We start from the raw sequence: 13,479 nt of genomic DNA on the forward strand, positions 1-13,479 counted from the left end.
GGTGGGCGGGATTCGTGCGGTTGTCCACTCCGGGTGGGCACGGGGGCACCCGGCGAGGCGGCTCGGGCGCCGGGGTCAGAGGATGCGGGGGAGGTGCGCCCGGTACGGGTCGAGCCGCGCATCCGCCGGGTCGAGCTCGGTGACCAGCACATCGACGCGGTCGAGCGCGAGCGAGCGCACCCGTGCCCGCGACTCGAGCTTCGAGGCGTCGAGCGCCAGCACGACCGTTGCCGAGGCGCGGGCGAGCGCACCCTTCACCGCGGCCTGCGCGAGCGTGCTCTCGCTCGTGCCGCTGCCGGCGTGCAGCCCGAGCGCCGAGACCACGGCGACGTCGAAGTGGAACGCCGAGAACGCCGACTCGGTGAGCGCGCCGACGAGGCTGAGGTTCTGCTCCTCGCGCTCGCCGCCGGTGAGGTAGCCGCGCACGCCGGGCTTGCGCGTGAGCACCTCGAAGGCGGCGAGGCCGTTCGTCACGACGGTGAGCGGATGCTCGGCCGGCAGCGCCTCGGCGACCACGAACGCCGTGGTGGAGGAGTCGAGCCCCACGGCGGCACCCGCGGGCAGCAGCGGCAGGATCTTCGCCGCGATCCGCTCCTTCGCCCGAACGTTCTGCGCCTGCCGCGCCGCGAACGGATCCGCCTGCACGGGAACCACCCCGCCCCGCACCCGCCGCACCCGCCCCGCGCTCTCGAGCAGCTCGAAGTCGCGGCGGATGGTCATCGGATGCACGTCCCAGAGCTCGGCCGCCTCGGCCAGCGGCAGGCCGCCGCGCTCCTCGGCGAGCTCGAGCAGGGCGGCGCGCCGGGTCTCGCCGTCGAGCGTGCCCTTCAGTGCCATTGCCATCCTCCGGTCGTGCCGTACGCCGGACCCTTGCCGGATCCTGTTCACCGATGATACATTTCACACGAAATAACATCAATCACGAGGACGTGACATGCCCACCACCGACCGCCCGGCTGCCTCCGGGGCGCATGCCTACGCGGCGGTCGACCTCGGCGCGTCGAGCGGGCGGGTGATGCTCGGGGTCGTCGATCGCTCGGAGAGCTCGCCGCGCATCCGGATGATCGAGGTGCACCGCTTCGCGAACGGCCCCCGGCCCACCTCGCTCGCGCCCGGTGCGACGCTCGAGTGGGACGTCGAGCGCCTCGTGGAGGAGACGCTCGAGGGGCTGGCGGCTGCGGTCTCGGCCGCCGCGTCCGAGGGCCGCACGCTCGCCGGCATCGCGGTCGACTCGTGGGGCGTCGACTACGCGCTCGTGTCGTCGAGCGATGGGGTTCAGGCGGTTCCGCGGGTGGAGCACCACCGCGGGGCCGAGCCCTCCTGGGTCGAGGAGGCGGCTGCCGTCGTCGGGGCCGAGCAGGCCTATGCCGCGACCGGCATACCTCCCCAGTCGATCAACACCTCGGTGCGGCTGCACGCCGCCACCGACCCGGCCGGGACGCTGCTGCTCGTGCCCGACCTGCTGGTGCGGCTGCTGAGCGGTGCGGTCGGCGCCGAGCTCACCATCGCCTCGACGACCCAGCTGCTCGACGTGCGGGGCGGCGAGTGGTCGCGTCCGTTGATCGAAGCGTGGGGGCTCGCCCGGATCGACTTCCCCGCGGTCGTCGCCTCAGGCACTCCGGCCGGCGTCACCCTGCCGCACATCACCCGTCGTCTCGGGGGGTCGCAGCCGGTGCCGGTGTACCGGGTGGCCGAGCACGACACCGCCTCCGCGCTGGCCTTCGCCGCGCCCGGCGACGGGCAGCTGCTCGTGTCGAGCGGGAGCTGGTCGCTTGCCGGCATCAGCGTCGCCGAGCCCGTGCTCACGGCCGAGGCGCTCGCGGCCGGGCTGACGAACGAGCGCGGGGTCGGCGACTCGACCCTGCTGCTGCGCAACCTCGCCGGGCTCTGGCTGCTGTCCGAGTGCGCGCGCCAGTGGTCGATCGAGGGCGGGCGGATGCTCGACCCGGTCGAGCTCGTGCGCGAAGCCTCGCTGGCGCCTGACGATGCCGCCGACGGGCGCGCCCCGGTGTTCGACGTCGGCGACCCGCGGCTGCTGGCCCCGGGCCGGATACCGGAGCGCATCGCCGCGCTCTGCATGGAGCGCGGACAGCCGGCGCCGGAGGGCGTGCTCGGCACCGTGCGCAGCATCGTCGAGAGCCTCGCGACGGCGTACGCCGAGTCGGTGGGGGTGCTCGAGCGGGTCGCCGGAACGCGCATCCGCTCGGTTCGCATCGTCGGCGGCGGGTCGCGCAACGAGCTGCTCTGTCGCCGTACCGCCGCGCTGACCGGGCTGCCCGTGATAGCCGGCCCGGCCGAGGCCTCGGCGTTCGGCAACCTCGCGGTGCAGCTGGTGGCGGCGGGGGAGTTCGCGAGCCTGTCCGACGTCTATGCGGCCGGCGGTTCGGCCGGCGGCGCGATCGCGCACCATGAACCCGGAGAGGCGGCGACCCGATGACCGACGACGGCGACGCGGCGGCCCGCGTCGCACTGGTCGAGCTCTCGCGCGAGCTCGGCCGCCCCGACCGAGCGTGGGCGGTGCTCGCCGAGGGCAACACCTCGGTCGCACTCGGCGACGGGCGGATGCTCGTGAAGGCCTCGGGCGCGTCCATGGCCATCGCCGTGCCGGGCGACTTCGTCGCCGTGGGCCTGCCGGAGGTGCTGGCATTGGTGGACGCAGCCCCGGACGACCCGGCTGCCGCTACCGACCGTGCCTGTGCCACCGGGGCGACGGTGGATACGGGCGCAGGCGTGGACCTCGCCGCCGACGCCGGCCCGGGCGCCGGCCACTCGGCCGACGACGACGAGGCCGTGCGGGCGCTCTTCGCGGCGGCGGCCGCTGGCGGGCGGCGGCCCTCGGTCGAGGCGCTGCTGCACGCGGTGTGTCTCGCGCTGCCGGGGGTCGAGGCGGTGGGGCACACGCATCCGGTGCCGGTGAACGCGCTGCTGTGCTCGCCGCGGGCGTCGCTGCTGGTGGAGGGGGCGCTGTTCCCCGACCAGATCGTGGTGCTCGGCACGGATCCGCTGCTGGTGCCGTACGCCGACCCGGGGCTGCCGCTCGCGCGGGTCGTGCGGCGGATGCTCGGCGAGCGACTGGCCGCGACCGGCTCCGTGCCGAAAGTGGTCTATCTCGGCAACCACGGGATGTTCGCCCTCGGGTCGAGCCCGGCCGAGGTGTTGCGCATCACGGAGATGGCGGTGAAGGTGGCGCAGGTCGTCCTCGGTTCGCTGGCGGCCGGCGGCCCGGTCTTCCTCTCGGCCGAGGACGTAGCGCGCATCGACACCCGCCCCGACGAGCTTCTGCGACGGGCGGCCCTCGCTGCCGGCGCCGCGACGTCCGCCTCCCCTTCGATCGATGGAGCCTCAACATGACGACCACCCCTCCCACCACCGGCCGGCTGGACGGCCGCGTCGCCCTGATCACCGGCGGCAGCTCGGGCATCGGGCGGGCGTACGCGCAGCTGCTCTCCGCCGAGGGCGCCCGGCTCGTGCTCGTGGGGCGCGACGAGGGGCGGCTCCGCGAGGTCGCGGACGCTCTGCCGGGGGAGGTTCGGGTCGTCGCGGGGGATGTCGCGCATCCGTCGGTCTCGGAGCAGGCCGTGAACGTCGCCCTCGCCGCCTTCGGGCGGCTCGACGACGTGCTTGCGAACGCCGGACTCTACACCGGGGGCGACTTCGTCGACACCGACCCGGCGCTGATCGAGCAGCTCGTGTCGGTCAACGTCTTCGGCGCGATGGCGACCGTGCGGGCCGCCCTGCCGCACCTGATCGCGGCCGGCACGGGGGACGTGCTGGTGACGAGCTCGGTGTCGGGGCATCAGGACATCCACTGGGAGCCCGTCTACTCCGCCACGAAGCACGCGATGCAGTCGTTCGTGCACACCCTGCGTCGCCAGCTCGTCGGAACCGGCGTGCGCGCCGGAGCGGTGGCCCCCGGGGTCGTGCTGAACGAGCTGTGGGGGTACGCGGAGGGCGCCGACGGGGTGGATCAGGCGGTGGGGGACCGCACGGGCATCCGCTCGGAGGACGTCGCCGACGCCGTGCTGTTCATGCTCACCCGGCCGCGGCACGTGACCGTTCGCGACCTCGTCATTCTTCCCACGGATCAGGAGATCTGATCGTGGCCGTCTCATCACCCACCACGAAGGAGTGCGCATGTTCGAGGATCTGAAGGGCCGCACCGCGGTCGTCACCGGGGGAGCCCGCGGGCTCGGCTACTCGCTCGCCACGGCGCTGGCGGGGCAGGGCGTGAAGGTCGCGCTGCTCGACCTGCTGCCGATCGTGGGGGAGTCGGCTTCGCGCCTTTCGCGTGACTACGGCGTCGAGGCGCGCGGCTACGAGGTCGATGTGACGGATGCCGACGCCGTCGAAGCGGCCTTCGCCGCTGCGGAGGCCGACCTCGGGGTGCCGTCGCTGCTCGTGACCGCCGCGGGGATCACGATCTGGGGCGCGAGCGTGGACGTTCCGGCGGAGACGTGGCGGAAGGTGCTCGCGGTGAACCTCGACGGCACGTTCTTCGCGGCGCAGTCGTTCGGGCGGCGGGCGCTTCTGGCGGGGGTACCGGCGTCGGCGATCTTCATCTCGTCGATGTCGGCGTTCATCGTGAACCAGCCGCAGTTCCAGGCCTCGTACAACGCCTCGAAGGCGGCGGTGAGCCACCTCGCGGCGTCGCTCGCGGTGGAGTGGGCGCCGGCGGGGGTGCGGGTGAACGCGATCGCGCCGGGGTACTTCCTCTCGGACATGACGCGGGAGTTCACGGAGGCCAACCCGGAGCTCGCGGCGCGGTGGATCGGCACGATCCCGGCGGGGCGCATGGGCGAGCCCGCCGACCTGCACGGGCTGGCGCTGTACCTGGCATCAGACGCGTCGTCGTACCTCTCGGGCCAGAGCATCGTCATCGACGGCGGCTACACGGCCCTCTGACGCCCGACGCTGAGCGCTCGCGCCGTTCGCGCGATCGACTTGGCCCTTCCCGTCCTTCGTCCGACGTTCTGGAACGGGCAGGGCCAACTCGATCGTCGTGCGGGCGGCGCCGCGGTGGAGCGCGCTCGGTCGCGGTGAAGGCGAGCTCGGTCGCGGTGGAGGCGCTGCTTACGGAATCGAGTTGCCACTTTCCGCCCTAAGGTGCCCGTTTTAGGGCGGATTGTGGCAAATCGATCGCAGGTGGTGCCTGGGGGTGGCGGACGGGCGCGACGGCGGGTGGGACTTCGGCCGTGACTCGGCCGTGCTTCGGCGGTGACTCGGCCGTGACTCAGCCATGCTCGGGTCGTGACCGGGCCGTGACATCGATGACATGGGTGTGGTAGCGTGGCGCATGACATCGATGACATGGGCGGCTGCACAGGCGCAGCGCCAGAGCCCGCATCGGGATCCAGGAGTTTCACCATGAGCACCCCCCTCGTCGCCGGGCTCGACCTCGGCAGCACCGGCGTGAAGATCCTCGTGGCCGACGAGAGCGGCGCCGAGGTGCTGATCCGCCAGCTGCCGACGCCGTGGCGCGCGGGCGCCGCCGGCACCACCACGATGGAGGCCGCCGACCTCGTGCAGACCGTCCGCGAGCTGTTCGAGCTCGTGGCCGCCGACCTCGGCGAGCTGCGCGGCGGCGACGCCCGCATCGGCGCCGTCGCAGTGTCGGGCATGGGGGAGTCCGGCGTGGTGCTGGGCCCCGACGGCGGTGCGATCGCCCCGGCGATCGCGTGGTTCGACCCCCGCGGCGCCGAGCAGGTCGAGGCGCTGCCGCCGAGCATCCGGAGCGAATTCGCCGGCCGCACCGGACTGCCGCTCGGCGTGCAGGTCTCGGTGATCAAGCTGCTGCACCTGCGCGACCAGGGCCTCGACCTCACGGGCGCCCGCTGGCTGAACCTGCCCGAGTTCGTCGTGGCGGCCCTCGGCGGCGAGCAGGCGGCCGAGTACTCGCTGAGCTCGCGCACCGGCCTCCTCGACCAGGACACCGGCGCCCCTTGGCCCGAGCTGCTCGCTCACCTCGGCGTCACCCTCGACTTCCTCCCGCCCTTCGTCGACGCGGGCACTCCGCTCGGCCAGGCCGACGCCGAGTGGCTGCCGGCCGCCTTCGTCGGCGCCCGTCTCACCGTCGCCGGCCACGACCACCTCGTCTCGGCCGTCTCGACGGGCGAGTTCCCGGATGACCGCTACCACGTCTCGATGGGCACCGCCGAGGTGCTCCTGCGGGTGCTCGACGCGCCCCTGCCGTTCGAGGCCCGCGAGCGGCTCGCAGACTGGCTCATCAACTGCGTGCGCCACGTCGTTCCGGGGAAGTGGGTGCTCGTCGCCGGCGTCAAGACCGGGCTGCTGATGCGCCGCACCCTGCAGCTCGTCGGCGTGAACGACCGCGCCGGCCGCGACGCCCTGGATGCCGCAGTGATGGAGCAGCCCTACGAGGGCGTGCTGCAGGCCGGCGACGTGCAGGTGTCCGGAGCCCGCAACGACGACGGCGTGCTGCGTCTCGTCGTGCAGGCCGACGGCGCCGGCCCGGCCGACCTCTTCGGTGCGGTGCTCCGGCATGGCAACGACGAACTCGCCCTGCTCGTCGAGGCGATGGACCGCGAGGTCCCGCCCGCGACCTCGGCCCTCCTCACCGGCGGCTGGGCGAGCATGCGCTCGGTGCAGCGCGCCCGTGCCGAGGTGCTGGCGGGCGTGCGCGTCTCCGACCGCTCGCAGGACACCGCCTACGGCGCCGCCGTCTTCGCGTCACGTCTCCTCACCGCGGCTCCGCCCACGACGACGGATGCGCGCGCCGACCGACCCGCCTGACCCACGCCGCGGCACCGCCCGCGACCGCGCCGACCGCCCACTCGGGCAGACCGCACGCCCCACGACCAGAACACCCCCCGAACCCCACCACCCCACCCAAGGAGCCCTTCCCGTGAACGAACTCACCACCCTCGAGCGCCGCGCGCTCGCCAAGATCAGCACCCCCGCCGGCGGCATGCTGATCGTCGCCGCCGACCAGCGCAACGGCATGAAGGCCGTCATGAAGGACGCCCCGAACGGCGCAGAGGGCATCAGCCGCGACGAGCTGGCCGACGCCAAGAGCGACCTGCTGAAGCACCTCGGCAACGCCGCCCCGGCCATCCTGCTCGACCCCTCGACCGCCCTGCCCCGCGTCGTGGACGACGGCACGCTCGACAGCGACACCGGCCTCGTGGTCGCCATGGACGAGTCGGGCTTCGCCGTCGAGAACGGCCTGAAGCGCACCCGCTACGTCGAGGGCATGACCCCCCGGAAGGTGCGCGAACTCGGTGGCGACGCCGCCAAGATGCTCTGGTACCTGCGTGCCGACCGCCGCGACGACGAGAAGGTCGTGCTGGACGACATCGCCCGCCTCACCGCCGAGTGCGCGGCCGAAGGCGTTCTGCTGATCGTCGAGATCCTCACCTACCAGCTCGAGGACGAGAGCGACGAGGACTACGCCGACGTCTTCCCCTCGCTCATCTCGGGCGCGGCCGAGCTCAGCGTCGCCGCCGGCGCCAAGGTGCTGAAGCTGCAGTACGCGGGCTCCGCCGAGGCCGCCGCCGCCGTCACCGAGGCCGCCGCCGGCGTGCCGTGGGCCGTGCTCTCGGCCGGTGTCGACCACGCCACCTTCGTCGACCAGGTGCGCACCGCCGTCGTCAACGGCGCCCGTGGCGCCATGGCCGGCCGCTCGCTCTGGAAGGACAGCCTCTCCATCTCGTCCGAGAAGCGCGAGGAGCTGCTCACCACGAAGGCCGTGCCCCGCCTGAAGGAGCTCGCCGCGATCATCGACGAGGTGCTCGCGAACCGCGAGTAGCCCTCCCCGGGTGCCGGGCCGGGCCGCCGTAGACTCTCGTGCGAGCCCGACCCGGTGCGGGCCGACTCCCGCGAGGGTGAGCAGAGCGGATGCCCGTCCCGGCGCATCCCGGTGAAGGAGCGTGCACATGGCGACGATGCAGGACGTGGCCGATCGCGCCGGCGTGAGCGCCAAGACCGTGTCGCGCGTGTTCAACGACGACCCGCACGTGCTGCCCGAGACCCGCGAGCGGGTGTCGGAGGCGATGCGCACGCTGAACTACGTGCCGAACGTGCTCGCCCGCACCTTCCGCGCCGGCCGCTCCTCGAGCGTCGGCGTCGCGGTGCCCGACGTCGTCGACCCGTTCTTCGCCGCCGTGGTGCGCGCGGTCGAGCGGGTCTGCTCGGCCAGCGGCATCACCACGCTCGTCACGAGCATCGGCGACGACCCGGCCCGCGAGAAGCCGGTGCTCGAGGCGCTGCTGCGCACCCAACTGATGGGCCTCGTGCTCGCTCCGGTCGCCGCCGACCACGCCTGGCTCGCGCCCTGGACCGAGCACACCCCGATCGAGTTCGTCGACCGCGCGCCGATCGACCTCGACGCCGACTCCTTCGTGGAGGACGACCGGCACGGCTCCTATCTCGCCACCCGGCACCTGCTCGAGCACGGGCACACGCGGGTCGCGTTCCTCGCCGACCAGACGCATCCGCCGAGCTCGCGCCGTCGTCTCGCCGGCTACACCGAGGCCCTGGCCGACGCCGGCCTACCGCTCGACGAGCGGCTGATCGCTTTCGACGCGGGCAGCGACGACGGGGCGGCCCGCGAGCTCGAACGGCTCCGCCGGTTGACGGATGCCCCCACCGCCGCCTTCTCCTCGAACGCCCGTGTCACGATGCACGCCTTCTCGGCGCTGAAGGACGCGGGCACGGCCTTCGTCGGCTTCGGCGACTTCCCGATGGCGGATCGGCTGACGCCCTCCGTCAGTGTGATCGACCAGGACCCGGCGCGCCTCGGCCGCCTCGCGGCGACCCGCGCCCTCGAGCGCTTCAACGACCCGAAGGCCCGCTACGAGGCTTCGACCGTCGTGCCGGTCGGCCTCACGGTGCGCCGCAGCTGCGGCTGCCCCTGAGGAGCAGCCGCAGCGCGCACGATCAGGCTCAGTAGCGCTCGCGCGGCGGGCGGGACTCGCGGTCGCCGCGATCGGGGCGCTTCGCCGAGCTGCCGAAGCGGTCGGGCTTCAGCTCGATCAGCTTGCCGCTGATCCGGGTGTCCTTCAGGCGTCGCAGGGTGTCGGCGGGCAGGTCGGCCGGCAGCTCGACGAGCGAGAAGTCGGGCCGGATCTGGATGGCGCCGAAGTCCTCGCGGCGGAGGCCTCCCTCGTTGGCCAGCGCGCCGACGATCTGGCGCGGCTCGACCATCTGGCGCTTGCCGACCGCGATGCGGTAGGTGGCCTTGGGCCCGCCGCCACCGCGGGAGCCACGGTCGCGGTCGCCGTCTCCGTCAGAGTAGCGGTCGCGCGAGGAGCGGTCGGGCCGGCCACCGCGGTCGGAGCCGCGCTCGGCGCGCTCCCCGCGGTCGCGCTCGCGCTCGACGGCCTGCGAGCGGCGCTCGTCCTCGGCCGAGAGCAGCAGCGGCGTTCCGCCCTGCGCCACCACGGCCAGCGCCGCGGCCACGTCGGCCTCGGGCACGTCGTGGTGCGAGACGTAGTGCCCGACGATGTCGCGGAAGGTCTGGATCTGCTCCGGCTCCGACAGCGCCGCCGTGATGGCGTCGTCGAAGCGCGTCAGCCGGGTGGCGTTGACGTCGTCGACCGTGGGGAGCCGCATCTCGGTGAGCGGCTGCCGGGTCGCCTTCTCGATGGCGGCGAGCATCCGTCGTTCACGAGGGGTGACGAAGCTGATCGCGTCGCCGGTGCGGCCCGCGCGGCCGGTGCGGCCGATGCGGTGCACGTACGACTCGGTGTCGATCGGCAGGTCGAAGTTCACGACGTGGCTGATGCGCTCGACGTCGAGCCCGCGGGCGGCGACGTCGGTGGCCACGAGGATGTCGAGCTTGCCCGACTTCAGCTGGTTCACCGTGCGCTCGCGCTGGGCCTGCACCACGTCGCCGTTGATGGCGGCGGCCGTGTAACCGCGGGCGCGCAGCTTCTCGGCGAGCGTCTCGGTCTCGTTCTTCGTGCGCGTGAACACGATCATGCCCTCGAAGTTCTCGGTCTCGAGGATGCGCGTGAGGGCGTCGACCTTCTGCGGGTACGACACGATCAGGTAGCGCTGCGCGATGCTCGCCGAGGTCGTGGTGGTGCTCTTGATCGTGATCTCTTCGGGATCGTGCAGGTGCTGCTTGGAGATGCGGCGGATCTGCGCGGGCATGGTGGCCGAGAACAGGGCCACCTGCTTGGAGTCGGGGGTGTCGGCGAGGATCGTCTCGACGTCTTCCGCGAAGCCCATCTTGAGCATCTCGTCGGCCTCGTCGAGCACGAGGAAGCGCAGCTGGCTGAGGTCGAGGGTGCCCTTCTCGAGGTGGTCCATGATGCGGCCGGGGGTGCCGACGACGATGTGCACGCCGCGGCGGAGCGCGGAGAGCTGCACGCCGTAGCCCTGCCCGCCGTAGACGGGGAGCACGTGCACGCCCTTGAGGTGCGCCGCGTACTTCTCGAACGCCTCGCAGACCTGCAGGGCGAGCTCGCGGGTGGGCGCGAGCACGAGGGCCTGCGGGGTCTTCTGCGACAGGTCGAGCCGGGAGAGGATCGGCAACGCGAACGCCGCCGTCTTGCCGGTGCCGGTCTGGGCGAGGCCGACGACGTCGCGGCCGGCCAGCAGGGTGGGGATGGTGGCGGCCTGGATGGCCGAGGGGGTCTCGTAGCCGACGTCTTTGAGCACCTTCATCACCGGGTCGCTGAGGCCCAGGTCGGCGAAGGTCGTCTGCTCGCGGGCGTCGAGCGCCTCGTCGGGCGCGGTGGTACTGGATGATGCCATGCCTCAACGGTACCGCCTCGCCCTGTGCCCTCCGTGTTACCGGGGTGCTACGGCCGATTTTCGTGGGATGCGGTGCGGGCGCTACCGTGAGCGTGTGACCAGCGAATCCGACGCGACACCACCCTTTCCCACCGACGCCGACCGCCGCAGCGTGAGCCACGAGGTCGATCTCGACCTGCGCTCCGACGTGCGCCTGCTCGGTGCGCTGCTCGGCCGCGTGCTGACCGAGGCCGGCGGTGAGGAGCTGCTGGCCGACGTCGAGCGGCTGCGCGGGCTCGTGATCCGGGCCTACGAGCAGGGCGGTGGGGCATCGCTCGACGACGCCGAGGCGCTCGTCGCGTCGTTCGGCCAGGAGCGCGCCGAGCAGGTCGCCCGCGCCTTCACCTGCTACTTCCACCTCTCCAACCTCGCCGAGGAGCACCACCGGGTGCGCGTGCTGCACGCCCGCCCCGCCACCGGTGCCGACTCGCTGCCCGCCGCGGTGCAGCGCATCGTCGACGAGGTCGGTGCCGAGGAGGCCGCCGAGCGGCTGCGTACGATGCGGTTCCACCCGGTGCTGACCGCGCATCCGACCGAGGCCAGGCGTCGTGCCGTGGCGTCGGCCATCCGCCGCATCAGCGAGCTGCTCGCCGAACGCGACGGCGCGGGCCAGGAGTCGGTGCTGCTCGCCGACAACGAGCGCCGGCTGCTCGAGGAGATCGACGTGCTCTGGCGCACCTCGCCGCTGCGCACAACCCGCCCCACCCCGCTCGACGAGGTGCGCACGGCCATGTCGATCTTCGACCAGACGCTCTTCCAGGTCGTGCCCCGGGTCTACCGGATGCTCGACGACTGGCTGCTCGGAGCGGACGCCGGTCGCGTACCGGCCGAGGCGCCCGCCTTCCTCCGCCTCGGCTCGTGGATCGCCGCCGACCGAGACGGCAACCCCTTCGTCACCGCCGACGTCACCAAGGCCGCCGCCGCGATCGCCTCCGAGCACGTGCTGCTCGGCCTCGAGCACGTCACCAGCCGGATCGGCCGCACGCTGACGCTCGACGCCGCCGACACCCCCGCGAGCGACGAGCTCCGCGAGCTGGCCGCGAGCCAGGAGCGGATGGCCGGGCAGATCACCTCGGGCATCGGCACCCGTGCCCCCAACGAGCCGCACCGCCGGGTGCTGCTGGTGGTGGCGGAGCGTCTCGCGGCGACGCGGCGGGACGAGCATCCGCTCGCCTACCACCGGCCCGAGGAACTGCTCGCCGACCTGCTCGTGGTGCAGCGGTCGCTGCGCGACGGGGGAGCGCACCGGAGCGCGAACGGCGAGCTGCAGAACCTGATCTGGCAGGTGGAGACCTTCGGCTTCCACCTGGCCGAACTCGAGGTGCGCCAGCACTCGCAGGTGCACCGGAAGGCCCTCGCCGACGTGCGGGCGGGCGGTGAACTCGACGAGATGACCGTCGAGGTGCTCGAGGTCTACCGCACCATCGCGTACCTGCAGGAGCGCTACGGCGTGCGGGCGTCGCGGCGCTACATCGTCTCGTTCACGCAGTCGTCGGAGGACATCGCGACGGTCTACGCGCTGGCCGAGGCCGCGCTCGGATCGGCGGAGGCGGCCCCAGTGCTCGACGCCATCCCGCTGTTCGAGACCTTCGACGACCTGAACGCCTCGACGCGCATCCTGGCCGAGATGATCGAGCTGCCCCCGGTGCAGGAGCGCCTCGCCGCGACCGGCCGGAAGCTCGAGGTGATGCTCGGCTACTCCGACTCCTCGAAGGACGTCGGGCCCGTGTCGGCCACGCTCGCGCTCTACGACGCGCAGGCCCGCATCTCGCGCTGGGCCGCCGAGAACGACATCGAGCTGACCCTCTTCCACGGCCGCGGCGGCGCCCTCGGCCGTGGCGGCGGGCCGGCCAACGAGGCCGTGCTCGCCCAGCCCCCGGGATCGGTCGAGGGCCGCTTCAAGCTCACCGAGCAGGGCGAGGTGATCTTCGCGCAGTACGGCGACAAGACCATCGCCGCCCGGCACATCGAGCAGATGGCCGCGGCCACCCTGCTCGCGTCGAGCCCCGCGAACGAGGAGCGCAACCGCGCCGCCGCCGAGGAGTTCGCCGACGTGGCGTCCGCCCTCGACGTGGCCTCGCGCCGGCGCTTCTTCGAGCTCGTCAAGGCCGAGGGCTTCGCGCCCTGGTTCGCCCAGGTCACGCCGATGGAGGAGGTCGGCCTCCTGGCCCTCGGCTCCCGGCCGGCCCGCCGCGGGCTGTCGGTCGAGTCGCTCGAAGACCTCCGCGCCATCCCGTGGGTGTTCGCCTGGACCCAGGCCCGCATCAACCTCACCGGCTGGTTCGGCCTCGGCTCGGCGCTCGCCGCGGTCGGCGACGAGGAGCGGCTGCGCACCGCCTACGCGCGCTGGCCGCTGTTCGCCTCGATGATCGACAACGTCGAGATGTCGCTGGCGAAGACGGATGCGCGCATCGCCGCGAGCTACCTCGAGCTCGGCGACCGCGACGACCTAGCCGCCCTGGTGCGCGAGGAGATGGAGCTCACCCGCGAATGGGTGGCGCGCACCAGCGGGCACACCTCGATCCTCGAGGACCGCCCGGTGCTGCGCCGCGCCGTGCGGCTGCGGAGCCCCTACGTCGACGCGCTGTCGCTGCTGCAGCTGCGCGCGCTCCGCGAGGTGCGGGCGACGGGGAGCACGAATCCCGATGACGCGCCGCATCGCCTGCTGCTCCTGACCGTGAACGGGATCGCCGCCGGCCTGCAGAACACCGGATGATGGAG

The 13,479-nt window shown here is 73.0% G+C and carries 10 protein-coding genes; 8 read left to right on the top strand and 2 right to left on the bottom strand.

Annotated features, from left to right (window positions below; genetic code table 11):
• Positions 1 to 75: 75 nt before the first annotated feature.
• On the bottom strand, positions 76 to 837 hold the full coding sequence (locus HQQ85_RS00200) for a DeoR/GlpR family DNA-binding transcription regulator (RefSeq protein WP_173180504.1): 762 nt from the start codon (positions 835 to 837) through the stop codon (positions 76 to 78).
• 97 nt (positions 838 to 934) lie between these two features.
• Here HQQ85_RS00200 and HQQ85_RS00205 point away from each other — a divergent pair, with 97 nt between their 5' ends.
• The 7 genes from HQQ85_RS00205 to HQQ85_RS00235 all read left to right on the top strand — a co-directional run bounded on the left by HQQ85_RS00205 (position 935) and on the right by HQQ85_RS00235 (position 8,873).
• Complete coding sequence (locus HQQ85_RS00205) at positions 935 to 2,437, top strand: rhamnulokinase family protein (RefSeq protein ID WP_173180505.1); 1,503 nt, start codon at positions 935 to 937, stop codon at positions 2,435 to 2,437.
• A complete protein-coding gene (locus HQQ85_RS00210) occupies positions 2,434 to 3,351 on the top strand; it encodes a class II aldolase/adducin family protein (RefSeq protein ID WP_173180506.1) in 918 nt (305 codons plus the stop codon). The genes HQQ85_RS00205 and HQQ85_RS00210 overlap by 4 nt, the downstream gene beginning before the upstream one ends.
• On the top strand, positions 3,348 to 4,097 hold the full coding sequence (locus HQQ85_RS00215; RefSeq protein ID WP_173180507.1) for an SDR family oxidoreductase: 750 nt from the start codon (positions 3,348 to 3,350) through the stop codon (positions 4,095 to 4,097). The genes HQQ85_RS00210 and HQQ85_RS00215 overlap by 4 nt, the downstream gene beginning before the upstream one ends.
• Positions 4,098 to 4,134: 37 nt before the next feature.
• Positions 4,135 to 4,902: an SDR family oxidoreductase gene (locus HQQ85_RS00220; protein ID WP_173180508.1), complete on the top strand. Its 768-nt coding sequence runs from the start codon at positions 4,135 to 4,137 to the stop codon at positions 4,900 to 4,902.
• 462 nt (positions 4,903 to 5,364) lie between these two features.
• Positions 5,365 to 6,750 carry an L-fuculokinase gene (locus tag HQQ85_RS00225; RefSeq protein WP_173180509.1) on the top strand — a complete coding sequence of 462 codons (1,386 nt, stop codon included), beginning with the start codon at positions 5,365 to 5,367 and terminating at the stop codon, positions 6,748 to 6,750.
• Between the two features lie 112 nt (positions 6,751 to 6,862).
• A complete protein-coding gene (locus HQQ85_RS00230) occupies positions 6,863 to 7,765 on the top strand; it encodes a tagatose-bisphosphate aldolase (RefSeq protein ID WP_173180510.1) in 903 nt (300 codons plus the stop codon).
• Positions 7,766 to 7,892: 127 nt separating this feature from the next.
• Positions 7,893 to 8,873, top strand: a complete 981-nt coding sequence (locus tag HQQ85_RS00235; RefSeq protein WP_173180511.1) for a LacI family DNA-binding transcriptional regulator — start codon at positions 7,893 to 7,895, stop codon at positions 8,871 to 8,873.
• A gap of 28 nt (positions 8,874 to 8,901) precedes the next feature.
• Here the strand turns inward: HQQ85_RS00235 and HQQ85_RS00240 are convergent, their stop codons facing one another.
• A complete protein-coding gene (locus HQQ85_RS00240) occupies positions 8,902 to 10,719 on the bottom strand; it encodes a DEAD/DEAH box helicase (RefSeq protein WP_173180512.1) in 1,818 nt (605 codons plus the stop codon).
• Between the two features lie 67 nt (positions 10,720 to 10,786).
• Between HQQ85_RS00240 and HQQ85_RS00245 the strand changes: the two genes are divergently transcribed.
• A complete protein-coding gene (locus tag HQQ85_RS00245; protein WP_173180513.1) occupies positions 10,787 to 13,474 on the top strand; it encodes a phosphoenolpyruvate carboxylase in 2,688 nt (895 codons plus the stop codon).
• Positions 13,475 to 13,479 lie beyond the last annotated feature (5 nt).

It is taken from the genome of Herbiconiux sp. VKM Ac-2851 (genome assembly GCF_013205105.1).
Taxonomy (GTDB): Bacteria; Actinomycetota; Actinomycetes; order Actinomycetales; family Microbacteriaceae; genus Herbiconiux; species Herbiconiux flava.

Coding starts and splice junctions, on each gene's coding strand:
- HQQ85_RS00200 (WP_173180504.1), bottom strand. CDS start 837: ATGGCACTGAAGGGCACGCTCGACGGCGAGACCCGGCGCGCCGCCCTG.
- HQQ85_RS00205 (WP_173180505.1), top strand. CDS start 935: ATGCCCACCACCGACCGCCCGGCTGCCTCCGGGGCGCATGCCTACGCG.
- HQQ85_RS00210 (WP_173180506.1), top strand. CDS start 2,434: ATGACCGACGACGGCGACGCGGCGGCCCGCGTCGCACTGGTCGAGCTC.
- HQQ85_RS00215 (WP_173180507.1), top strand. CDS start 3,348: ATGACGACCACCCCTCCCACCACCGGCCGGCTGGACGGCCGCGTCGCC.
- HQQ85_RS00220 (WP_173180508.1), top strand. CDS start 4,135: ATGTTCGAGGATCTGAAGGGCCGCACCGCGGTCGTCACCGGGGGAGCC.
- HQQ85_RS00225 (WP_173180509.1), top strand. CDS start 5,365: ATGAGCACCCCCCTCGTCGCCGGGCTCGACCTCGGCAGCACCGGCGTG.
- HQQ85_RS00235 (WP_173180511.1), top strand. CDS start 7,893: ATGGCGACGATGCAGGACGTGGCCGATCGCGCCGGCGTGAGCGCCAAG.
- HQQ85_RS00240 (WP_173180512.1), bottom strand. CDS start 10,719: ATGGCATCATCCAGTACCACCGCGCCCGACGAGGCGCTCGACGCCCGC.
- HQQ85_RS00245 (WP_173180513.1), top strand. CDS start 10,787: ATGCGGTGCGGGCGCTACCGTGAGCGTGTGACCAGCGAATCCGACGCG.